Annotated in this window: 17 protein-coding genes; 5 read left to right on the forward strand and 12 right to left on the reverse strand. The window is 35.9% G+C overall.

All coding sequences use genetic code 11. The features are described 5' to 3' along the window. Positions 1-12: 12 nt before the first annotated feature. Together IIF7_RS13910 and IIF7_RS13915 are read right to left on the reverse strand one after the other, a co-directional pair. Positions 13-1,857, reverse strand: coding sequence for a sodium:solute symporter family protein (locus tag IIF7_RS13910; protein ID WP_084842304.1), 1,845 nt, complete (start codon positions 1,855-1,857; stop codon positions 13-15). 17 nt (positions 1,858-1,874) lie between these two features. Continuing rightward, on the reverse strand, positions 1,875-2,975 hold the full coding sequence (locus IIF7_RS13915; protein ID WP_084842305.1) for a glycoside hydrolase family 26 protein: 1,101 nt from the start codon (positions 2,973-2,975) through the stop codon (positions 1,875-1,877). A gap of 196 nt (positions 2,976-3,171) precedes the next feature. Here IIF7_RS13915 and IIF7_RS13920 point away from each other — a divergent pair, with 196 nt between their 5' ends. Then, entirely contained in the window at positions 3,172-4,047 is an 876-nt protein-coding gene (locus IIF7_RS13920; RefSeq protein WP_084842306.1) for an AraC family transcriptional regulator, read from the forward strand. Positions 4,048-4,105: 58 nt separating this feature from the next. Here IIF7_RS13920 and IIF7_RS13925 read toward each other — a convergent pair whose 3' ends face one another. The 6 genes from IIF7_RS13925 to IIF7_RS13950 all read right to left on the reverse strand — a co-directional run bounded on the left by IIF7_RS13925 (position 4,106) and on the right by IIF7_RS13950 (position 13,455). Then, positions 4,106-5,107: a glycoside hydrolase family 5 protein gene (locus IIF7_RS13925; RefSeq protein ID WP_084842307.1), complete on the reverse strand. Its 1,002-nt coding sequence runs from the start codon at positions 5,105-5,107 to the stop codon at positions 4,106-4,108. 4 nt (positions 5,108-5,111) lie between these two features. Further along, a complete protein-coding gene (locus tag IIF7_RS13930) occupies positions 5,112-6,329 on the reverse strand; it encodes a glycoside hydrolase family 27 protein (RefSeq protein WP_084842308.1) in 1,218 nt (405 codons plus the stop codon). Positions 6,330-6,589: 260 nt separating this feature from the next. After that, positions 6,590-7,624, reverse strand: a complete 1,035-nt coding sequence (locus IIF7_RS13935; protein ID WP_084842309.1) for an IPT/TIG domain-containing protein — start codon at positions 7,622-7,624, stop codon at positions 6,590-6,592. Positions 7,625-7,636: 12 nt separating this feature from the next. Continuing rightward, on the reverse strand, positions 7,637-9,178 hold the full coding sequence (locus IIF7_RS13940) for a RagB/SusD family nutrient uptake outer membrane protein (protein ID WP_084842334.1): 1,542 nt from the start codon (positions 9,176-9,178) through the stop codon (positions 7,637-7,639). A 10-nt stretch (positions 9,179-9,188) separates the two neighbouring features. After that, complete coding sequence (locus IIF7_RS13945) at positions 9,189-12,353, reverse strand: SusC/RagA family TonB-linked outer membrane protein (protein ID WP_084842310.1); 3,165 nt, start codon at positions 12,351-12,353, stop codon at positions 9,189-9,191. A gap of 322 nt (positions 12,354-12,675) precedes the next feature. Continuing rightward, positions 12,676-13,455, reverse strand: coding sequence for a TonB-dependent receptor plug domain-containing protein (locus IIF7_RS13950; RefSeq protein WP_084842311.1), 780 nt, complete (start codon positions 13,453-13,455; stop codon positions 12,676-12,678). 251 nt (positions 13,456-13,706) lie between these two features. On the opposite strand from IIF7_RS13950, the gene IIF7_RS13955 reads away from it, so the two are divergent. The 4 genes from IIF7_RS13955 (at position 13,707) to IIF7_RS13970 (ending at position 18,625) form a co-directional block, all read left to right on the forward strand. Beyond that, positions 13,707-16,508: a sugar-binding domain-containing protein gene (locus IIF7_RS13955; protein WP_084842312.1), complete on the forward strand. Its 2,802-nt coding sequence runs from the start codon at positions 13,707-13,709 to the stop codon at positions 16,506-16,508. 560 nt (positions 16,509-17,068) lie between these two features. Continuing rightward, positions 17,069-17,311: a helix-turn-helix domain-containing protein gene (locus IIF7_RS13960; RefSeq protein ID WP_084842335.1), complete on the forward strand. Its 243-nt coding sequence runs from the start codon at positions 17,069-17,071 to the stop codon at positions 17,309-17,311. 7 nt (positions 17,312-17,318) lie between these two features. Next, positions 17,319-17,648: a HipA N-terminal domain-containing protein gene (locus IIF7_RS13965; protein WP_084842313.1), complete on the forward strand. Its 330-nt coding sequence runs from the start codon at positions 17,319-17,321 to the stop codon at positions 17,646-17,648. Continuing rightward, positions 17,648-18,625 (forward strand): type II toxin-antitoxin system HipA family toxin, encoded by a 978-nt coding sequence (locus IIF7_RS13970; RefSeq protein ID WP_084842314.1) that lies wholly within the window; start codon positions 17,648-17,650, stop codon positions 18,623-18,625. Before IIF7_RS13965 ends, IIF7_RS13970 begins: the two co-directional genes overlap by 1 nt. 94 nt (positions 18,626-18,719) lie before the next feature. On the opposite strand, the gene IIF7_RS13975 is transcribed toward IIF7_RS13970, so the two are convergent. The 4 genes from IIF7_RS13975 to IIF7_RS13990 all read right to left on the reverse strand — a co-directional run bounded on the left by IIF7_RS13975 (position 18,720) and on the right by IIF7_RS13990 (position 25,193). Continuing rightward, entirely contained in the window at positions 18,720-19,373 is a 654-nt protein-coding gene (locus tag IIF7_RS13975) for a hypothetical protein (RefSeq protein ID WP_084842315.1), read from the reverse strand. 69 nt (positions 19,374-19,442) lie between these two features. Beyond that, entirely contained in the window at positions 19,443-20,468 is a 1,026-nt protein-coding gene (locus tag IIF7_RS13980; RefSeq protein ID WP_084842316.1) for a hypothetical protein, read from the reverse strand. Between the two features lie 94 nt (positions 20,469-20,562). Further along, positions 20,563-21,879 (reverse strand): RagB/SusD family nutrient uptake outer membrane protein, encoded by a 1,317-nt coding sequence (locus tag IIF7_RS13985; RefSeq protein WP_084842317.1) that lies wholly within the window; start codon positions 21,877-21,879, stop codon positions 20,563-20,565. 20 nt (positions 21,880-21,899) lie between these two features. Then, positions 21,900-25,193, reverse strand: a complete 3,294-nt coding sequence (locus IIF7_RS13990) for a SusC/RagA family TonB-linked outer membrane protein (protein WP_084842318.1) — start codon at positions 25,191-25,193, stop codon at positions 21,900-21,902.

Raw genomic sequence — 25,193 nt, forward strand, 5'->3', positions numbered from 1 at the left:
TTATTCGTTTTATTAATTATCAGAGCGATATTTAATATCTTCTTTTTTTATTCTGTCCCACCAAGAAAATTTGAGAACAACTATTGATATGATTAGCATACCTGTTGTAATCATAAGCAATGAAGTTTCTCTTAGAATGATATACAATGGGATAACGACTAGAAGTGTTTGTGCCAGCGTCCCTAGAACTACATTAAACATATCCCATTTAAAATTTTTATTCTCCACGGAATCATGTTGTTCGACACTTAGCTTCTTTGCAATTGGGGACCAAAACCCCCATGGTTTAGTCTTTTTATAAAAGTTTTGTAAAACGTGCTCGTTTGTAGGGGGTGCACTATATGTTCCAATAATACTTCCTGCGAGTGAAATCAATAAAATAATGGGAAAATAATATAGATCTAATGTATCAAGAAAAACAGGAAAAATTAAAGCTGGAATAATTCCTGAAAGCATTCCCCAAAAATAGCCTTCGCCATTGAACCTCCACCAATGCCATTTAAGAACATTGGAAATCACATAACTACCAAATAATGCAGATACAATCCATTGAAGGATCGAGTTTACATCCTGAACAAAAAAACCAAGTATTATACTTATTATAACCACTACAATTCCACTCCCATAATTCATTTTTTTAATTGTCTTAGAAGAGGCATCAGGCTCATAATGCTTTAGATAAATATCGTTTACCAAATACGCCTGAGCTGCATTTAGTGTTCCGGCAAAAGTGGACATGAAAGCAGCTAGTAAGCCTGCTAATAAGAGACCCAGTAAACCTACAGGTACAAACTGTTCAATAGCAGCAGGAAGTATTTTTTCAAAATCCAAAACTCCTGCAGTTTTTAAATCTAATTTATCGTAGAATAACAGTGCTAAAACCGAAAAACCACCTACCATCAGATACCTAGTTGGAATTAGAGCTCCTAAAGAAAAAGCACTCATTTTTGCTGCTTCAAGAGGAGATTTAGTAGACAGTATTTTTTGCATATCGTAATTTGGAGCTGGCCCGGCAATACTTGAGAGTATCCCTTTAAAGACCATAAGCATAAAAAATATCCCAAACATGGTATAGCCATCTTCTTCAATTTTCGTATTTACCTCAGCTATAATATTAGACCAATCCATATGTAATTCCCAGTCAAAAAAGGGGTTCATCCAACCTTCAGGAACATCCATTGCGTTTGCTCCATATGCCTGCCAGGCAATAACGGCAATGGCAATTGATGAAACAGTCATTATACCATATTGTAATACGTCGGTCCAGACTATGCCCGACATACCTCCCAAAACGGAATAAAAAACTGCAAATAGTGTAAAAATTATACCATAGAAGTGAGGAATATAGGCAACAGGAATATCAAATGGGATATATACCGAAATGATCTCCCAAGGAATAAAAATTTCAACAAATTTTCCTAAACCAATAAATCCATAGGCAAGGAAACCAAGACAACTTAATATAGCGAAGATTACGATTATAGTATGTGAGCGCCTTCCTCCTTTTCCATTGTCAAATCGAAATAATATCCATTCTGCTCCTGTTGTAACGTTAGACCTTCTTAACCACATTGAGAGATAAACCATTAAAAATACCTGATTGAACACAGGCCAAAGCCAAGGAATCCATATACTTTTAAAACCATATACAAAAGTCAAAGTAACAAGCCACATAGTTCCAGAGATGTCGAACATCCCGGAAGCATTTGAGAGCCCCAACATATACCAGGGAAGACTTTTACCTCCCATCAAATAGTCATCCTTACTTTTTTGCGCTTTTTTTCTTAGGGATAAGCCTATAAGAATTGTCCCCACTAAGTAGGCAAGAATAATAAGTATATCTATAGTTTGCAGCATATTGTTTTATTTTATGTTCAATGAAGATCAGAAAGCATTAAAACATCCGGATAATTCGTGAATTTTTTAAAATTCGGAGCTGACTTCTCCCCGGGAAAAGTACCAAAGTAATGATCCCTTCTGGCATTTCGCCACACTAGAACCCAGGTAATGCCACTATTATGCAAGGCTGGATATAAAGTTTCGGTCCACCAAGAGCTGTCAGAGCCCATTCGCATATTACCCGTCTCTGTTAAAGCAAATGGCATATCCTTTTCCTCCGATTTTCTTTTTAATATTGAAAGATTCATATTTAAAGACTCTATGAACCTAGTATTTCCACTATGATTATAAATATCCACCCCTAGAATATCCACGTAATCATCCCCGGGATAATAATCATCAAAATCCTTTACATCATTCATTGTATTTGGAGAGAACGCATAAATTAAATTTTGAACACCGTGATATTTAAATCTTTCTACTGTATATCGCCAAAGTTCCACATAGTCTTCTTTAGTACAGTTCTTCTTGCCCCACCAAAACCAAGAGCCGTTCATTTCATGAAAAGGTCTAAAAATTACTGGGATGAATTGATTGTCATCATCTTTAAGAGATTTAAAGAATATACTTAAACGTTCAATCCATAAATTAAATTTATTTTTAATTCGCTCGTCATATAAGATATCATGAACTGCTTCAGTAGTATCCCAGGAGCTTCCTTTACTTACAGGATTGTCCGCATGCCAACTATAACTTACAATACCTCCAAGTCTATTAATTTCAATGGTTTGTTGTTTAATTAAGGCAAATGCTACTGTATCTAAATTATATATATTATCATGTTCTAGATGTCCTAAATCAAAACCAATAACAGCAGGTAGTTTTCCTGTTACTTTTTTTAGATCACTATTTAATCCTACTGATCCATCGTTTAAATACCAGTTTAATCCATAGGCGGTTCCATCCTGTTGCCCAAATGCAAATCCCGCTTTCGAAATTGTACTCAAACGTTCTAGTAATTTGGAATTAATACTATGCGGCTCTTTACTAATTTGATTTCTGGTAATTTTAGAAGAATTACAAGATATTCCGCTTAATGATATTATTAGGATACAAATTATGACAAAATATTTCATGTAATATGCAAATATTAAGTTACCTTGAAAATTAATGAGTAATTCTATTAGATAAATGAAAAAATAAAACTTCAAAATTATATTTATTCACTTTTAAGGTCTCTATTTTAGAGATTATCAAATTTAGTTTCAGACCGAACATTTTATTAATAGAATTTTATCATTTAATAATTGAATTTTTTCTTTTTATACAAATATGCTTAATACAACCGTACATAGAGAAATTACCCCCTTAGCACCTGAAGATAGTTTCTTAGTTTTTGACAGAATAAAAGATCAATTTGATTTTCCAATTCATTTTCATCCCGAATATGAACTTAACTTTATTGCCAATGGAAAAGGTGTGAGAAGAGTTGTTGGTGACTCTATGGAAGTTATTGAGAATATCGAATTAGTATTAGTAGGCCCTAACTTACAGCACGGTTGGGAAATGCACGAGTGCTCAAATTCCGAAATACACGAAATCACTTTACAATTTCATGAGGATTTATTCGACGACAAACTTTTAGCTAGACGAATTATGAAGCCGATAAAAGATATGTTTGACAGATCTACACATGGTATTTTATTTTCTGAGAAAATTAGTGATGAAATATCACCTCGAATCATGCAACTCTCTAAAATTGACAGTATCGATTATTTTTTAGAACTTATTTCAATACTACATGATCTCGCTACCTCAAGGAATCAGCGACTACTTTCTACCTATACTTCTGATTTCAAAAACTTTGAAAACAGTGACAAGCTAAAAACGATTTACGAATATATTCAACTAAACTATCAAAATAAAATCAGTCTTAGCGAAGTTGCTGAACTGGTGAATATGAGTCAGGTATCTTTCAATCGATTCATCAAGAAAAGAACAGGAAAAACATTAATCGAATATGTTAATGATACACGAATAGGTTATGCCGCCAGATGGTTAATTGAAAGAGACCTTAGTATAGCCGAAATTGCATTTAAATGTGGATTCAATAATATTGCAAATTTTAATAGAGTCTTTAAAAAAACTAAAAACTGCACTCCAAGTAAATACAGAGATGACTTTAGTGGTATAAAAAGAGTACTTTAAATTTGACTAGTTGATTAGAATAGATATAACTATCCGCATTAAAACTATCGAAATAACTTTACTTTTTATAACTCCTCATCTTTTTCTTAAAGTATTCTCCCTGTCGGCTTGGGGTAAATTCCCTGTCTTTATACATTCTGGGAGCCCAATCCATATCAAAAACCCAAATCACGTAAGAGATATTATTTATATCTGCATAGTTAGAAATCGCATCGCCATAGCTTTCATCGCTAATCACTGGAACATGAGCCCCAGGCGAAGATTCATCACAAAAACCAATTTCTGTTAAAATCACAGGATACTTCTCTTTTACAAACCCCCAATCTTCGGTCCATTTTGGTTCCCATGGTTTTTCACGTTTTTGCGGGTAAGGATGGGCTACATAGCCTATATTTTCTGCGTCTATCGGCTGTTCTTTTACCGGGCCAAGGTCGTATGCCCAGTTAAATCCTGCGACCAGTGGAATTCCTTCTCCTCCGTTAGCTCTAATAATGATGATAATTTCTTCCATTATAGACTTCCATTCTTTCCATTTTAAGGTCCCAAACCGTTGGTTATAAACTGTAGGCTCGTTAAATAACTCGTAAAATGCAACACTAGGGCGATCACCGTAACGTACAGCCATCAATTTCCAAAAAGCAAAAGTTTCTGGCAAAGTGGTGTAATACATATCGTCCAGATAAAGTTGATTCTTAAGATTTCCTATACTATGCCAGTCTAAAATAACATACATACTATATTTTTCAGCCCATTCGATTCCTTTATCCAAAAGCTTCAGGTATTCTTTTTCACCACGTTCCCTCCAGGCTTCAGGATGAATAGGAAACCTTACAATCGTAGCTCCCCAATCTTTTATTTCCTTAAAATAATTTTCATTCCACAGATCATCTTTCTCTAATTTATCAGGATCACTGGTATTGACTCCGCGAAAAACCATAATCTCTCCCTCTTCGTTTACAAACTCATTTTGATTAACCGAAAGCCTGTCCATAGGCTTTTGAGCATAGATAGCTGCACTTATTAGAACCAGCAATAGACTTAAATCTAACTTGAATTTCATTTTATTAAGATTTAGGGGTTAACTTAAGCATCAATACATCATGTACCCCAATAGAGGTTTGCAAATTTTTACTGGTATCTCCTACCTCTTCGTGCAGAAAAAGATCTCTAAGCTGATAAGTGGTATTCTCGACTTGCAGACTTCTCTGGCTTAGGTCGTCAGAAAGCTGATGTCTTCTCCAATCAAAATCGATGTCTACAGGAGTATCATTTCTGTTTACGAAGGTTATCGCCCATTTTTCATTTTTTAAAGGTTTTGCCCAAATTTCAACATTATTTTCGTTGTTAAAACGAAAAGCGGGTATCGCAAGGGGATCTTTATTAACCGCAATCACTTCTTTATTGGTTAAAGTTTTAAGGGTTTCTTTGGAAACCTCCCTAAGATCATTTCCCATCATTAAAGGAGAATTCAAAATATTCCACATAGCAAAATGGCTGCGATCTTCAGCATTGGTCATTCCATTTCCTACCTCCATCATATCATAATCATTCCAATGACCCGGCCCAGCCGCTTGTCTAATCTTTTCCTTATTTCTTAGCTCGATAACTTTCCATATTCCGAAAGAGGCCCATGACCCATGTCCCACTTCGCAATCCCAACAATTGATAATATCACCCGTAATACGCCACATATGCCCAACATCACCTGCCCATTCCCAGGGTTGATAGGTACCCCATTCACAAATACTAAATAAAACTGGTCTGCCGGCTTCGTAAAGGGCATCTCTCATAGTAATGTAGGATTCACGCGCATTTAAATTACCTGTATCACACCAATCGTATTTCAAAAAATCTACCCCCCAGGAAGCATATAATTTAGCATCCTGATACTGGTGACCCCTACTACCGGGGTAACCCGCACAGGTCTTTCCACCTGCACAATTATACAAACCGAATTTTAATCCTTTAGAATGTACATAATCCACTACGGCCTTAATGCCATTGGGAAATTTTTTGGGATCGGCAACAAGATTGCCATTACTATCACGTTCTCTGGACATCCATCCATCGTCTAAAACTATATATTCGTAACCTGCATCTTTAAGCCCTAATTCTATAAATTTATCGGCAATATTTCTTACGAGTTGCTCATTGATATCGGTTTCGAAAGTATTCCAGCTGTTCCAACCCATGGGCGGTGTTTGGGCAAGATCTTCAAATTTTTGTGCCCCAGCTGTAAGACTGATACTTATCATTAAGAGTATCGCTAATAATCTTTTCATTTTCATTATATATTATATATCTCTAAAATTCCTCGCTCGCTTTATTTTTTTATGCAAGGGATCTGACATAATTTAAATATTTGGCATTTTATTAGATAAAACGCTTTTTAGTAATTTAAACCGAATTTTTCATCGTAACGGGACCTTTAACCTTAAAACAGGTCTTGTAAATTTTATGAGTATACCTAATTTTTCTAGTTCAACACAAAAAAAGGACCGTTAGATATTAATTCCCGGCCCTTTAAATTGAACTAAATAGTCTATATCAAACCTATGTCATCTATATAAATAACTACAGGGGCATTACCGCTAATCTCTTGAACTACTATTTCATTGATAGTACCCGATGGTGAGCCAAGCTCTTCGAAAGGAACGGTAATATTTGTCCATTCTCCCTCAGTAAGCGTTATCACATAAGGTGCATCATAGTTACTATTAATAACCAACTGAACATTTTGTCCGGCAGATGTTCCATAAATGGACATCTTAATAGCCTGGTAATCGCTAACCGATAATTCCCCGGTACCATTTCCAATTTGGAAACCTGAATAAGCACCTGTATAGGTTCTTTTAATCGCAAAGTCTCCCCTGCGTACCTGTTCGGTATTTGCAAAATCCTGGGTACCGTCCCAGCCGCCTATCCACCAGCTATTGTCCAGGGCATCGTCATAAATGAGATATTTAAATCCAAATGTTTGAGTGGCCTGGGTAATCCCTCCTTCTGTCTCCACAAATATAGGGGCTTGCACCACGCCTTCAGGCACTCTTACTTTAATTTCTGTAGTAGTAGAAGAAACCACTTCCGCAGGAATATCTCCAAACCGCACTTCAATTAAATCGTCAAACACCTCTCCCTCTATGGTAACAATATCTCCTGCTCCGCCGGCTACAGGATTAAAGCCTGTAATGCTTGGTGGCGGTGCACCTATAGGAAATTCATAAGTAACAGAATTATTACTGGTTTGTAAAACAAGATTATTATTCTCTCCTCTAAAAGGTGTACCATCTGCTATAGTTACAAAAATTACCTGATCGGTCACTAAAGTGGGATTAAAATAGGTGTCGGTCTCGTTAAAATAAATATTTCTTAAATCACTGAAACCTTCCCCTCTAATGATGTACATATTATTAGCATACCCAGTACTTACCAGAGAGTCGTTTTCAGCAAAACTGATACTATCCACTCTTAATTCAGAAGAGCCGGTACTATCATCCTCATCATCGCAGGAAGTTAACATTAATCCGGCAACAAGAGCCAGTATGGTTATTTTATATAAAATTTTTATATGTTTCATAATAAGATGATTTTAATCAAAATTATAAGGTATTGGATCCTCTCCTAGTTTAGGATTTAAAATAAGTTCTGAAGAAGGGTAAGGAAGAATAAAATCGGTTGGTCTAGGATCTGCATATTCTGGATTGTCCTCATCTCCGCGATTTTGTGCAGCAACAATCTCTACCGCTTTTTGAGGAGAAATCCTACCAAGATCAAACCAGTAGTCTCCTTCAAAAGCAAGTTCGATCCTACGTTCGTGTAATAAATCATCGAATGTGAATGAATTTACCGGCTGCAAGCCCGCCCTTTCTCTTATTGTATTGTAAGATTCCAGCGCTGCCGGGTTAGCTGTACTTTGCGCTCCCGCGAGTATGGCTTCAGCATGTATTAAAAACAGCTCTCCGTAACGCATGATATAGGTATTGTTAGGACTTCCTCCGTTACCATCCGTTATCCCGTTTTTACCTACTACATATTTTTTGATACCAGCTCCGGCATTTTGCGGATCAATATCTTCCGGAACTGTAAAATCCGGACCGTTAGCAGATGGCAAATCGGGATAATAATCCCCTGGAAGCATCACTGTTTGTTTTCGTCTTAAGTCACCTGGCTCGAAAGCATTTAGTAAATCCTGAGAAGGTGCAAAAGTACCACCGTAAGTCGAATTATTAATTATGGAGGAATAAGCAAACATTGTGTTTAGATAATTTCCTGTAAAGTAATTACCCAAAGTCCATTGCCAGGCAACAATAGATTCTTCGTTATTATTATTTTCAATTTTATAGAGATTCCCGAAAGATTCATTTGGAAGCTGTTCGCCCCCAAATAATTTGAATTCACCACTGTTAATTACCTGTTCAGCCATCGCTCTGGCTTCGTCATATTTCTCCTGATATAATAAAACCTTCGCCATTAAAGCTCTTGCAGAACCTTTGGATACATGACCATTAGCCTCATAATTGCTACCTCTGGTTTTTGCATACAAATTATCAATAGCATAATTAAGATCGGATTCTATAAAACGATAAATATCCTCCTGAGGATTAGTATTTAATTGCGGATCATTTACATGCTCTGCATTATTTTCAATAATAGGCACGGCTCTCCATAGACGTACTAAATAAAAATAGGCCAATGCACGCATAAAGTGTGCTTCACCCAATGTGTTATTTAATACCTCCTGATCCACTTCATCACCTACTCTAGACGGTAATAAGTTGATTAAGGAATTTGATTGTGCCACGGTGGCGAAACAAGATTTCCAGGCGTCTGTTAAAACAGGATCTGTAGAGGTAATATTCAACAACCTTAATCCATTCACATCACTGGAGTAGGTAAAAGCGTTACCGCCGCCCACTTCAGCAATCGCATAGAGGGTTTTGTTATGTAGGAAAAACCATGTTTTCCCATATAGTGCATTGGTACTAGCTTCTACCTGTTCGTCTGTACTATAAAACTCGTCTAGACTGTATGTATCTTCTGGGGGTCTTTCTAAAAAGTCATCAGAACAGGATAAAAATCCTAATAACATTACTGCTATGATAATCTTATAATCGATATAAAACTTTTTCATACTCTCATTATTAAAATTCAACATTTAATCCCAGTGTAATTGTTCGGGGGGTAGGATATCTTCCATTATCGACTCCGTTTAGTAAGGCATCCTGGTTAAATGCGCCTACCTCTGGATCGTAACCGCTGTAATCTGTAAAGGTCAACAGGTTTTGAGCACTGGTGTAGACCCTTAATTTTGACAGGTAAAATTTGTTTACGACTTCAGTGGGTAGAGTATACCCGAAAGTAAGATTCTGAATACGCAAATAAGTACCGTCCTCAACATACCGGTCGGACACCCTGATGTTGGGATGACCCAGCGAACCTACAGGTCTTGGAAGTTTACCATCTGTATTATCCGGACTCCAGAAATCTATAGCTTCAGCAAGTTGATTTTGATATAGATTGGTATTTAAGGTTGTTGCTCTGCGCGTTAGATTTAAGATTTCGTTACCTACCGATCCCTGTAAAAAAACAGAAAGTTCGAATCCCATATAATTAAATTTATTAGTAAAACCGTAGGTGAAATCTGGGTTAGGGTTTCCTATAAAAGTTAAGTCAGAATCATCGATAAAACCGTCCCCGTTTTGATCTACATATTCAATATCCCCTAGCTGGGAAGTTTGAGCTGAAGTTCCAAAGAATGTTTGCGGTGCCTGGGCTAGTTCCTCCTCGGTCCTGATAATTCGTCTGGTTTCAAGACCATAAAACTGACCGATGGGTCTTCCTGAAGTCGTATTTGTCACAATACCAGTTGTATAATCATTAAAGGCTACCGTTTTTTGAATACTTGCCCCACTATATACGGACACAACCTCATTATTATATTTAGATAAGATTAGAGAAGAGTTCCAACTGAAATCATCGATATTCTTATTGTACTTTAAGGTAACATCAATCCCTTTATTCTCCATTTCTCCAATATTGATATAGGGCGCAGCAACACCTCCTTCATAGCCCTGCCCACCTGTTAAGTACAAAGGCAGTGGTGCCTGGTATAAAAAGTTTTCTGAGGTTTTATTATACACTTCGACAGTAGCAGACAAACTATTATTAAAAAGAGAAAAATCCAGTCCTATATTAGTCTGACGGGATGTTTCCCATTGAAGATCAGGATTATCTATATTACTTACCAGGAATCCCTGTCCTAAGCCGGTAGGTACAGCGTTAATAGTAGAACCGTAAAGATAATTTCCTATCTGCTGATTTCCTGTTTCCCCGTAGCCCACTTTTATTCGAAGATTATTTACGTATTCATTAATATTCTCCATAAAATCTTCATTTGCAATATTCCAGGATCCTGATACGGCTGGGAAATATCCCCATTTATTCTCTTTTGCAAATTTGGAAGAACCGTCTGCCCTAAATGAAGCAGTGAGACTATATCTACTATCAAAATCATAAATAAGTCTGGTAAAATAGGAATATAGCGACTGACTTCCTTTATATTGATCCTGATAGATAAACTCATCAGGGTCTGATACACTTAATTCCGGTAGATTGTTACTCACAAAACCTGCTCCCTGTACACTTAAACCTTTCCAGTGCGCATCGTTCGCTTCCTGGCCTAATAATACGGTGACATTATGCTTATCAAAGCTTCTGGAATAAGTAAGCAAATTTTTAACATTTAAGGAATAGGAATCCTGGTTACGTACATCCAGTGTTGCCCTGTCGTTAATAGCACTTCCCCACTGGTAGGTTGGATTGAATTGTTTGTTATCTGTAAAGCTCGCATTTCCGCCCAGTTCGAATCTATACTTAAGTCCTTTGAATAAATTAATTTCAGCAAAAACATTCCCATAGAAATTTTTCGTATCCAGTTGGTTAGTTCTTAAAAGTGCTGAGGCTACCGGGTTAATAAAAGATCCCAGATTACCATCTTCCGGTGGACCTGCATAAGAGCCGTCCAGATTTCTCACCGCAACGTCTGGTGTACTTAATAAAGAAGTGCTAATAATACCGTTTTGCTGACCATTTAAAGTAATATCCTGGTTAGTAAAACCGGTATTGATATTTACCCCCACTTTTAACCAGTCTTTTAATTTTGCATCCAAATTGGTTAAAAAAGTATATCGTTTAAAAGCCGAACCGATAACGGTCCCTTCCTGATCAGTATATCCTCCTGAAATATAGTAATTCACATTTTCCTTCCCCCCACCAAATGATACCTGATAATTTTCAAACATCGCGGTCTGGTAAATTTCATCCTGCCAGTTAGTACCATCTCCTAACAATTGTGGTCTGGCAAATTCTATACGTGGGCTTATTCCATAAGTTGCTGCAAGTTCATTCTGTAGAATGGCATATTCCCGCAGATTCATAACATCTAAAAATTTGCTTTGCTCTTGAAAAGAAACATATGAATCCAGCGTTAGACGACCTTTCCCACTTTTTCCTGATTTTGTAGTGATAATAACCACCCCATTAGCACCTCGTGATCCATAGATTGCAGTAGCTGAAGCATCCTTTAGAATATCTATAGATTCAATATCATTAGGATTTATTGAAGACAGAGGACTAACAGCAATATTACCTGCATTGCTAAAATTACCTCCCGCTACAGGACGTCCACTGGTGCTTTGATTCGTAGCATCCCCAGAAATAGGCACACCATCGATTACATACAGCGGCTCATTAGTTCCCGAAAGAGAAGAAGTACCTCTAATTTTTACGGATACCGCACTACCAGGTTGACCAGAATTATTAGTAACGGTTACACCTGCTGCTTTTCCTTGTAGCATCTGATCCACTGAAACCTGAGATAGATCCTGAATATCCTCTGCTTTAACCGAAGATACCGAAGAGTTCACATTACTTAACTTCTGAACCCCATAGCCAATAACAACCACCTCTTCCAGGCTCTCCCGATCCTCCGATAAGCTAACATTCACTTCCTCCTTATCGAGTACCAAGACCTCTTTAGTTTCAAAACCTAAAAAACTAAAAACCAGCACGGTTTGATCCTGTACATCAATAGTGTAATTCCCATTAAAATCCGTTGTCACTCCATTAGATGTATTTTTTTCAATCACATTTACACCCATTAGGACGCTGCCATTAGCATCAGTAACCGTTCCGGACACTGTCTTCTGTGCCGAGGCCACCAGACTAAACAATATGCAACCAATAATGCAAAAATGTTTAGAATTAAAATGCTGAAAGCTTTTAAACATTAGTAAAAATTTATTCATATCACGATAACGTTTTAGTTGATGAATTCTTTAATTAAAGAAGTTTTATTAAAAAAATAACAATAACAAGGTAGGTTTAATGCGTATTTAAAAATAATACTATTTACTCAATTGATAGTAAAATTTTATCAGTGCAAGATTATCCAAAAATTGAAATTATGAATATCTCAAAGCTTATAAATTAAAGCAGCCGGAATAATCAAGAATATTTGAACATCTTCTATTATAAAACAACCATTTTCTACCAGCTAATTCATTAATTTATAATTCAGAGCCATATTAGTTTATAAAGCAGTAGCAATTACGATCGTACTACTTGAAATCAACTGCCCATCAGGCTATTATTATGGTATGGAGCTACTAAGCTACTATTATTCAAATAAGAAACATGATCAAAGGATACCACTACTTTTTCCGAAACTCCGTTTTTATTTTCTATAATAATCACTTCAGCGTTTTCTCTCCTCCCATAAATAGCAGCAGCAGAAGCATCTATAAAAACAGAGATACTTTCAATATCATAAGGGTTTAAAAAGGAAATATCCTGACTTGGAAACCCATCAACAACATATAGTGGATGATTCCTTCCAAATGATGCAACCCCACATACATTAATACTTATGGTTGAGCCGGGGCTGCCCAAATTTTGAGTCAACTGAAGCCCTAACAATTTACTCTGGATAGTCTGATTTACGTCTGTAGGAGGAAAGGTTTCCATATCTTCCATTGACGCTGTGCTTATAGCTCCAGTGAAATCTCTTTTGGTTGCCGTTCTATAAGCTATAATTACAAAATCATCCAAATTGTTGGCTCCATTCTGAAGAACGACATCAATAGCGGTTTGTTCCCCTATTAAAAATGATTTTTGCTCCGTTCCGACAAAACTAAAAAACAGATAATCCTCGGGATGCACCTTTTCAATTCGATAATTACCATCAAAATCGGTTACAACACCGTTATCCGTTTCTTGTAGAATTACATTAAGACTTGGTAAAAGCATGCCGTTTGCATCTGTAACGCTTCCCGTAATAGTCTTTTGACCAAATACTCCGAAACTGAGAAACAAGAAAAAAAGATACAAACTTTCTCTTATTTGATTCATAAAATATAGTTTTACTGATACATTGTTTTATTTAAAAGCCACTACAACCTTTTCGATATAGAATATAAATTATTGGGAATAGAAGCGCTTAAATATTATCAAGATCAAATTTATACCGAGTTTCTTCAAAGAATTAATATTATTTTGTCAAATCATTATCAAAAAATAAAATTGAATGATAAATCATCGGATTATTTTACGTCAGCTTTATTTTTTATTCGATTTTAGTATTATCACTAATTCTTTTTATTATGAAATCCAGCTTTTGTAACTGTTTTGTGTTACTATTCTTATCTATTTTTCTTAGCGGATGCACACGAGATAAAAATCCCGATACTTCTAATATTCTACCGCTTAATGGAAATTGGCAATTTTCATTAGACACTGCGCAAGTAGGAATTCAAAAAGAATGGTTTTTGAAAACACTGAATGATAAGATTGAATTACCTGGAACAACGGATCTAAGGAAAAAAGGAATAATTAATAACGATACAACCACTTTACACTTAAACAGACCTAACAAATATGAAGGAGCTGCGTGGTATCGCAGAAAAATAAATATTCCTGCAAATTTTAAAGGCAAGCAAATAGAATTATTCCTAGAAAGAACTAAGGTCTCAAAAATTTGGATTGACAGCTTATACATTGGAAAATCACATCTTTTACAATCACCTCAAAAATTCAATATAACAGACTATGCTACCCCAGGCGATCATTATATAACTGTCATGGTGAATAATGATTTAGATTTGACACCATATGGGAATGTTCACATCTACTCTGATGATACACAAACCAATTGGAATGGAATACTAGGAGATATGCACTTGGAAGCCTTTAATAATTTGAGAATTAATTCTATAAAAATACATCCGGATATACAGGCAAAAAGGATTACTGTTGATTTAGAAATAGACAATGATACTGATTTTAAAGATTTTGAAATCATTCTGAAGTTGAATAAAAATGTGGAATCTCAGAGAGATGAAATTTCTTCAAAGAAATATAAAGTTAAAGATCAACCCAAAATTCAATTAACATTTGAATTTAAAAATGATATAAAACTTTGGGATGAATTCGATCAACCATTATATGAACTTGAAGCCACCGTATATAAGGATAGCATCAAAAGTACTATTATTGAAGAATTTGGAATGCGTGAGTTTCAAGCAAAGGGAAGAAAATTTACTATCAATGGTCTTACCACATTTCTAAGAGGGAAGCACGATGCAGCAGTATTTCCCATAACAGGTTACCCTCCTATGACTACTGAAGAATGGAAAAAAGTATATAGAATTGCAAAATCATATGGCATTAATCATTATCGTTTTCATACCTATTGTCCTCCAGAAGCAGCCTTCAAAGCAGCTGACGAATTAGGTATTTATCTTCAGGTAGAGCTTCCTTTTTGGGGGGGTATGGATTCCGATTCCATCGCAAAAATGCAATTCGAAGAAGGTAAAGCAATGTTAGATGAATACGGCAATCATCCTTCTTTTGTTTTATTTTCTCCTGGAAATGAAATTTGGAGTGGTCATGACCGGGTTGCTAAGTATATAAAAAAGCTTAAAGCTTATGACAATCGTCCTCTTTATACCATGGGTTCCAATAATAATATTGGATATTTAAAGCCAGGAGATTATGTAGATTTTTTCGTTGGATCCAGAACACCTTCAGCAAGTGATAATATAGAAACACATACGCGTTTAACCCATGCTTATGCCGACAGTCAAGAGGGAGGCATTCTGAATACAAAATATCCTTCAACCACCAGAACCTTCGATGATGCTGTATCGAGACTCTCAATTCCTGTAATAAGCCATGAAATTGGACAATACCAAATTTACCCTGACTACGAAGAAATTCATAAATACACCGGAGTATTGAAACCATGGAACTTAATATCATTTCAAAAAAATCTAGAGAAATCCGGTATGGCAGAGATGGACAGTATTTTCCAAAAAGCCTCAGGGGCATGGGCTGCACTTTGTTATAAAGCAGAAATGGAAACTGCTCTCAGAACAGATAGCCTTGCAGGATTTCAGTTGTTGGATCTACAGGATTTCCCTGGACAAGGTACCGCATTAGTAGGTATTTTAGATGCATTTATGGATAGTAAAAATGTTATTTCAAAAGAAAAATGGAAGCAATCTTGTAGTGACATCACACTTCTTGCTGAATTTTCTAAGTATTGCTGGACCACCGATGAAAAATTTCAAGCAGACATTATTGTATCAAATTATGGTAAAAGCTCAATAAATGAACCTTTACAATGGAGTATCACTTCGAAAGATAGAGATACCATTGCAAAAGGCCAATTTCAATCGAAAGAATCATCACAGGGGGGCAATACTTATATCGGTACTATTCAAGCAGATTTAAACCTATCCGAAAAGGCAGGTAAGCTTAATTTTCATTTAGAACTCAATAATTCTCTTAGCGCTAATGATTATTCAATATGGGTTTATGAGCCTAAGTCGCCAGTCGTTGCTAAAGAAATTTTAGTCAAGCATAATTTAGACAATGAGTTATTCGATCGACTAAATGCCGGTGGCAAAGTGCTATTATTTCCAGATCCGGAAATTATAAAAAACAATAGTTTTCCAGGTCATTTCCCACCTGAATTCTGGAACTATGGAATGTTTAAATCCATAAGTGAAAATGTAAATAAACCAGTATCTCCAGGAACCCTGGGACTATTAATAGATTCACAACATCCAATCTTTGAAAAATTCCCTACCGACAATCATACAAACTGGCAATGGTTTTCAATTATAAAAGCGAGCAATGCAATGATTATTGATCAACTACCCAATGCACTCAAACCGATAGTTCAGGTAATTGATAATCTTGAACGTAATCATAAACTAGGGATGATATATGAGTTGAAAATAGGCAAAGGAAAGTTATTAATATGCACTTCTCAACTTCCGAAAATCTTTGATCAACCAGAGGCAGTTCTACTTTATAACTCAATCATTAAATATATGGAGTCCGAGAATTTCAATCCAAAGGTTGGTATTTCGAAAATGGAAATGGAAAATTTTTTCTAAAAAAATTTATGGTATGAAATCATACATTGATTTCGGGATATCTCTATAATATTTCTGAATTTAAAATCACTTCTCCAACCTCAGGAAAAACAATTATACGTTATCGCAAATATTCCTTAGAATTAAAAAGATAGGAGACTTTAAAAAAAACAATTTCAACAATAAATATTAAGGATATGAGATTTCAAAACATACGATGCGCATTGACTTTAATCGCTTTCGAATTATACTCAGTATTATAATCAAAAGAAGATCAATTTTAAACTCGCCAGTTATACATATGAGCCAAATAAATACATTATTCACATCAAATATATAGGTTTTTTGAGCCGAATAATTAAAATAATCGGCTCATACTTCTTTATAAGCAGCTGAAAATTAATGAAGAACCTAAAATATATTCCCTCTAAAACCACACTATAATGTGATTTTACAGGGAAAATCAAATAAGTTATTCGAAAAAACTGAAAATACCACACTATAATGTGATTTTTCATGTATTTTTATATTGTTCAGTAATAACTGGATTGATATCCATCATAAAGTGTGATAAAAAGGGTATGAAGGAAAATAAAGAAAATATTTCAAGTAATATGACATCCATAAAAAACATTGGGCAAGCTTTACAAGAGCGACGTCATCATATGCATATTACTCAAAAACAATTAGCAGATATGGCAGATATTGGGATCAATACCCTTTATAAGATTGAAACGGGCCAGGCTAATCCTACAATTGAAAGTTTACAAAAAATAGCAGATGTTCTAGGTATGGAAATAAGTCTTCAGGTCAAGAAAATATAAATCTTAAATGAGAAAGGCAAGGGTATTATATAAAGGCAAAGAAGCAGGAATTTTAACACAACAAGATAATGGTGATTTTAGCTTTCATTATCACGATAGCTGGTTAGCCGATCCTGCAAATCCGTCCATAAGTCTGACCTTACCACGCACCCAGAAAGAATATCACGCAGAGCATTTATTTCCTTTTTTCTATCATATGCTTCCTGAAGGAGCAAATCGTCAAATGGTATGTACTATGAACCGTTTAGATTCTGATGATTACTTTGGAATCCTGCTAAATACTGCGAGATATGATACCGTAGGAGCCGTCACTATTCATAAAATAACAGCAGAATAATGAAAATTAATCATTGCCCGGGAACCCTGGCTCCAGGATATCATACCTACAGCAGGAACTGTTTAAAACGTGTATTTGATGGACGTAAAGTTTCTCATATACTTCCTTATGACGCACCAAATTCCGATCAACCTAGTGATCAATTATTTCAGGATAATCAAAAGAGAATTTCAATATCTGGCGTGCAGGAGAAGTTTTCCGTACTCTTAGAAAAAAATAAATTGAGACTAATTCATGAGGGAGAACAGGGCACTTATATTTTAAAACCCATCCCAATGCTTGGAAAAAAACGTGATCAAATGCCAGCAAATGAACACCTGACGATGCAAATTGCCCGGCAGGTATATGGTATTGAGACCGCAGAGAATGCGCTTATATTTTTTAAAAATGAAGCTCCGGCTTATATCACCAGGCGTTTTGATATAAATGCCGATGGTTCAAAAAAAGCAAAAGAAGATTTTGCGACCCTTGCTGGCAAAACACCACAAACTCATGGAGAGCATTATAAATATGAAGGCTATTATCTAGAGCTCTTTGACCTGATGAAAAAATTTTTACCAGCATATCGAGTTGAAGTTCCAAAACTCTTTAAGCTGTTAGTTTTCAATTATCTGTTTTCAAATGGAGACGCTCATTTAAAAAACTTTGCTGTTTTGGAAACACCATTGGGCGATCACCTCTTAAGTCCAGCCTATGATTTACTCAATACACGAATACATGTAGAGGATAGTGACTTTGCACTAGAAGATGGGCTGTTACCCAAACATTTAGCACAAACAACTACAGCCAATCAATTTAAAATATTAGCGCAGCAAGTAGAGCTAACAGATAAGCAATTTCATACGATCATGGAAGAGATGCTCAAAAATTCAGACAAGGTTATTACTTTAACGAAATCATCATTTCTATCTGAAGCTACGCAAAGAAACTATATTCAGGATTACCAATATAGATTAAAGCAATTACAAAAAATCTAAACATAAGCTACATTTTAAAATAAGATAGTGTCACAACAAAAAAAGTCTCACAAAAATGCAAGACTTTAAAAACTGAGTTTAGAATTTTTGAAAATCAATCCATATTCCAAATAGCTAAAAAACGCTCTTTAAATGCTAACGCTTCCGTTTTAGAACTACAATCTTCAATATATAACTTCATTGACGAGATTCTTTTTTGTCCACTGGGGTGTGAGAAAACTTCTCCTCCAAATATCTCCTGAAGTTTTTCAAAATCACCTTGAATCAATTTGAATTTTTCCGTCTTTTTAAGATGAATCAAATGAATTGCGATCAGGTCTGCCAGATACTCGGCTTTTTGATAATCATTGGTGCTATTCCCCTCTGGAATAGCCGCTGGAAGATTAAAAATTTTAGCCTGCGGTAGCGTAGCCATATGAGCTACTTCATGAGCCAGGGCAAAGAGCTGAATGGCTTCATTCTCTAAATCAATCAATCCCTGACTCACCTCTAAATAATCAAAAGCAGCACCCGCATCAATATTTAAATCTTCAGCGTTAATATGAATTTCTTGTGGAGGATTCACATCAGGAATATCCTTAAACAGCGGGATGACAGAATCTTTGTACAAACTTACCAGCTTTTCTTCTTTGGTTTCCGATTGGAACTCCGGGTTGGATAAGTCCTCATCATTGCTCTGATTTTCGGAATGATGCTCATCACAAGAGCATAAGATTCCAAGAAGGAGAAGCAAAAAATATTTATTCATTCTTTCTATTTTAAAAAAAAGCAAGCATTCCAGAGGAATACTTGCTTTTTTTGCTATGGCTAATCTTAATTATTCTGCGTAGTAAGTAAATGTCTTATCAACTGTAGCTAGATTATCAAAATAAGTATATGAAGCACTAACAGGATAACCATCTTCATTATACTCGTAAGTAACTGCATCATCAGCTAATGTTCCACTAATTGGATTATTCTGATTTACTGATTGAATACCTACATTAATTGCAGCATAAGCAGAAGGATATAATTCGATGAAAGGATTATTTTGATCATCATACTCAGCAGTATAAATCTCTCCATATCGGTTTTCTTGAGTTACATTTCCGTTCTCAATAACAAATGTAATTTCATCAATCGCATTTTCATTTGTATGATCTGTACGCTTTTCTGATGTAAGATCCCCAGCCTCATTATAAGTATACTCATAAGTGAAATCGATCTCACCATCTATAGTATGCTCTGCGCTTACAATTCTACCATCTTCATAAGAATAGGTAGTTTCTTCATTTGTAGCTTCTACCTGACGTGCAATGATTTGATTTTTATCATCATAAACAAAAGTAGAAACAGTAGTAGTGATTGTACCCCAATCATCAGTTTCTTTTGAAATCTCAGAAACAAAATTTGCATCATTATAAGAATAAGTACTTACTGAATTTTCACCATATAAATCAGCAATGGTATAAGTTTCTAATCTTGTACCACTACCCACTTCTCCACGTACATTTACGGTTACGGTATATTCTTTTACAGAACCATCTTCAGCAGTAACGGTAAAAGTTTTAGCTTCACCATCAACGAAATCCACCTGCTCTCCAGATGCAGGAGTAATCGTTGCTCCTTCAGAAATCGCAATATTCGGAATGATATCTTCTAAGGATGTTCCAAAAGGAACGCTTACAGTGATATTGGTCCCAAGATCATAGTTAATATCGCTTTCATTCACATTATTAAACGTAAGACTGAAATCTGTAATTTCAGCCAATGAAGAAGGCTGTACCGCATTATCATCATCGCTTGAACAGGAGGTTAAGGCTATGGCGATAAAAGCAAAAATAATTGAAAATGTTTTTTTCATGATTAAATGTTTAAGGTGTTTTTTAAGTTATCTTAGGTTTATATACTTAGGTAAGCTGCAAGATAAAATCAGTCCCACCCAAAAGCTTTTCAGATTATAAATCAGGGTTATTAATGATGGCATCATTGGGAAGCAAAAGCGTATACCGCTCATCTCCTTCTTCTAGCGTATAGCTATTACCATTATATGTTTTTGTTATTTCAGGTTGTGTGGTTCTTCTTAGGTCATTCCATCGATGCCCTTCAATGGCAAATTCTCTTCTACGCTCTTTTAAAATTTCGGTCAACAGGCTTTCATTATCCAGCGTATTTACAAAATCCTGATATGCTGAAAATCCAGAAGGGGTATATCTGTTCTCTGCAAAATCAAGAAGTGTCTCTTTGGCGCTATCCGTTTGATTTAAATGAGCGAGAGATTCAGCTATAATAAAGTATAGCTCGGATGTCCTGTAGCTCACTTTAAATTTATTTTGAGCACTTTTCTTAGAGTGATATCGGCCATCATTATACTGTTCATAATAAAGTGTAAATCTCAAATCTGATTCCGGATCATAAGCTGCTATCAAATCATCAGATATACTTGATTTCGTTACAAGATCCAGATCAGCTACATTTTCCAGGGCTAAAATGGATTCCACTGAGTTATATTCTGACGGCATTATGGATGCATTATCGTTAAGATTTTGAATATCAGATCTTATACTTAATGCCTCTTCCGAAAAGGCTATCGCTTGTTCCCAGTCTTGTTGATACAGGGCTACCCGGGCCTGAAATGCCAGAACTGCTATTTTCGAAAACCTATAATTTAGCCCTTCGTCCTGTTGGTTTACATTCACTAAAGCTTGTGCTTCTTCAAGATCACTTAGAATTTGAGAATATACCTCCTCAAGAGATTTTTTTGGATAGGCTTTTTCTGCATCATACACGGTAACTATGGGTACTGCCGGTTCATCGTTTGTAGCATTATTATCATAAGGCTTTGCATATAAATTAACCAGTTCAAAATATTGCATAGCTCTAAGTGCATAAGCCTCTCCCACTAACTGGTCAATACTGTTTTGATCGCCTTCAATGTTATTCTGATTTTCTATAATATGATTACAGTAGAAAATAATACTATAAAAACTGGCATAAGGAAAAGCTCTGGTAAGCGGACTAGCATTGCTATCATTCCATATAAAAATGTCTTCATATTGCTCAATTCCGGAAGCATTTGTATTTAATCGAAGTTCATCACTGCGATAGCTGGTTAAAATCTTACCAATATTAGTAATCGAATATGCAGAAGTTAGAAAACTTCTATAATCTTCTACGGTTTTTGGAATGACCTGACCAACAGGTTCTACTTCCAAATAATCATTACAGGAAGTAAGGCCAATTATTAATGTAAAAAAGTAAAGTAGCTTTTTCATAGTACGTTTTATAATCAGTATTATAAAGAGAGATTAAATCCTGCCGAGATAATTTTCGGAATAGGTTGTGCGTATAAGCTGCCATAAGTTTCAGGATCAAAGTACCCGTCGTAATCGGTTCCGATCACAAACATGTTTCGGGCTTCCAGGTTAAAATTTAAACCTGAAATCCTTAGTCTTTCCAGTTGCTTCTTAGGTAGCGCATAGCTTAAACGAATACTACTAATTCGTATATAGGAAATATCCTTAAGCCATATATCCAAATCCCGATAGGTATTTCCTGCATCGTAGGTATTGTACCAACTATACAGGAGATTGGTATTGAATCCTGGAGAATTAGCACCAATTAGCGCAGGATACTTTCCTGTACCGGCTTTTAAAATATCCGTATTATAATTAGATCCCGGTTGAGCCTGAGTAGGGTTGTAGGTTGGCTCAGCTCTTACGGTTTGTTTAATATTAAAGTTGGTTAAAACCCGAAGATCAAATTGTTTGTATGCAAAGGTATTTCTAAAACCACCGGTAAACTTTGGCATCCCATCACCCGCATAGGTATATAAGTTTCTGTGATCCTCTCGTGATAACTGACTTCCATCTACTCCTTCTTCCAGGTTATAAAACTCTACCGCAGTTACTTTTCTTCCGTTTTGCCAGAATAACGGTAGTCCATTACTATCCAGTCCGGCTGTTTTAAGCGCAAAAATAGCATTAACACTATAGCCTTTTAAAGAAGGTTTCAGGTTGTTTTCCGGTATTTCAATATCTTCAACCACGCTTTTATTATGGGAAATATTTAATCCACTTGTCCATCTAAAGTTCGGGGTGTTGATATTGGTGGTATTAATCGATAATTCATATCCCTTATTACTTACCGTAGCCCAGTTCGTACTTATAAAGTTATAACCGTTCTCCAGGGGAATCGATCGTAACCCTATTAGATCTGTACTTTTTCTGGAGTAATAATCTCCGGTAAGAAAAACACGATTATTAAACAAGCTCATGTCAAAACCGATGTTAGACGAAGTAGTTTTTTCCCATCTCAGGTTAGGGTTAGGTGCATTGGTTGCTCGTATAACTTCTTCATTGGTTCCCGGAAGTATCGAGACATTATCATATATACCAACAACAAAAGGAGAAGTAGATTTATCGATATTTCCCTGCACCCCGTAAGAAGCTCTAAGTTTAAATACATCTATAGCAGGAATATTTGCCATAAAATCCTCCTTATCTAAATTCCATGAACCCGCAAAAGACCATATTGGGAGGTATCTATATTTAGGATTTACACCAAATAAGTTAGAGCCATCATATCTTAAACTCCCAAACACGGTATATTTTCTGTCTAGGGTATACGATGCAGTTCCATAGAATGATGCAAACACATTCTCATTATAGGTCTTTTTATAGGTATCAAATAACGAATTCTCCAAAGCCAATTCATTAGTAATTGGAATGGTAGTGAGCGTATTGGAATTAAAACCGAATCCTTTGGTATGAATTTCAGTATTCTTGTTTTGTCTGAACTCGGTTCCCAACATTAGATCCAGCTCATGCCTTTTATTAAAAGTAGTGTTATAATTAGCAGTTGTTTTCCAGTTATACTGAAACACATCGGCGTTCCAATTTTGGATTATCCCACCTTCAGGCATAAAATAATCATAGCCTCCAGTTACACTGTATTGTGATCTTTGACGATATTTCCTGGTATAATAACTGTTTCTGTCACTGATTTTCTCCGTACTATTAAAATCCAACTGAAGCCCTAATTGGGTAGAAAACTTCAAATCATCATTAAAATCATAATCAATATTAAAAATTGATTTTAGAGAATTCGCTTTATACTCATGATCTGTATTTCTTCTTTCTTCAAGAACATTATAATTAAGATTTAGATCTGAGCGCTCTACCAGATCGGGATCGTAAACATAGTTTCCATTCGCATCGGTTAATTGAAGATATGGATTTGCATGTCTGGCGTAATATGCTGGGTTTGTATAGGCATCAGCCCCTGTGATATAAGAAGAGGTTCTGTTTTGGCTTCCAAATAAAGCCACCCCAACCTTTAATTTATCGGTAATCGAAAAATTATCTTTAAGAGTTATATTAAAACGCTTTTGGCCAGTACCAATGGTTGTTCCCTGTTCATCAAAAAGACCTGCAGAGAAGTAATAATCATTATTTTCACTACCTCCAGAGATACTAAGTGTATATTGCTGATTTACGGCCATTTGGTATAACTCCTTTCCCCAGTTGGTATTCACATTTCTAAGCTCGTTAATGGCGTTTTGAGCCGCTGAGGAAATGGCGTCAAACCCATTATCCTGAAAAATATCGTACTGATTATAATTATTTAAAATTCGGGCAACCGCTCCCCTGTTTTGCTGATAGGTAAGATCCGATCTTCCAGCCAGGTACAGTTCAAAATCTACTTTTTGAGAAGAATCCATTAAATTCAGTTTACTGAAATCCGGTCGCTGCGTAACAAATACATTGGCATTGGTATTAATTCGCATGGCTCCCTTCTTACCTTTCTTACTGGTAATGACAATTACACCATTTGCTGCACGGGCTCCATAAATGGAAGTAGCCGAGGCATCTTTCAAAACAGTTATGCTTTCTATATCTCCCGGATTCAGTCCGGCGATAGGCGAAGATTGAAGATTGTCAATATTATCTTTATCTCTAAAATCTTCCGGGATATCATCACCCTGCAATGGAATTCCGTCAAGCACCCATAACGGATCTGACGAACCATTTAAAGTGGCGATACCACGTATAGATATTTTTGAAGGAGCACCCGGAGCACCTGTTGTAGGTTGTACCATCACCCCTGGTAATTGTCCGGTTAACATTTGATCCACAGTCGCTACCCCCGCTTGCTCAATCTCAGATACATCAATTTTCGCATAAGACGATGTCGCCTTCCGTTTTTCAATTTTCTGATATCCCGTAATAATCACCTCATCAAGATTCTCTGAACTTTCCTTTAGGTTAATCTTTAAGTTTTGGGTATTATTCCCAAGTTGAATAGTTTTAGATTCAAACCCCATATATGAAATCACCAGAGATTTAATATTAGGATCGACCCTCAGTTCAAAATTTCCATCAAAATCGGTGGTCGTCCCCAGCATGGCTCCCTGAAGAATACCTTTCTCGTCCGTTTGATTGCCAATCATAGAGGAGGAAACATAGACAGAAGCTCCGACAACCGGCATTCCATCTTTATCTCCCACTACGGTACCAGAAACCAGAACCTGATCCTGAGCCATAAGTGCCAATGGCATAAATATTAACAAGTAGATTAATCTTTTCAT

Origin of the sequence: Zunongwangia atlantica 22II14-10F7, assembly GCF_002094855.1 — a bacterium.
Lineage (GTDB): Bacteria > Bacteroidota > Bacteroidia > Flavobacteriales > Flavobacteriaceae > Zunongwangia > Zunongwangia atlantica.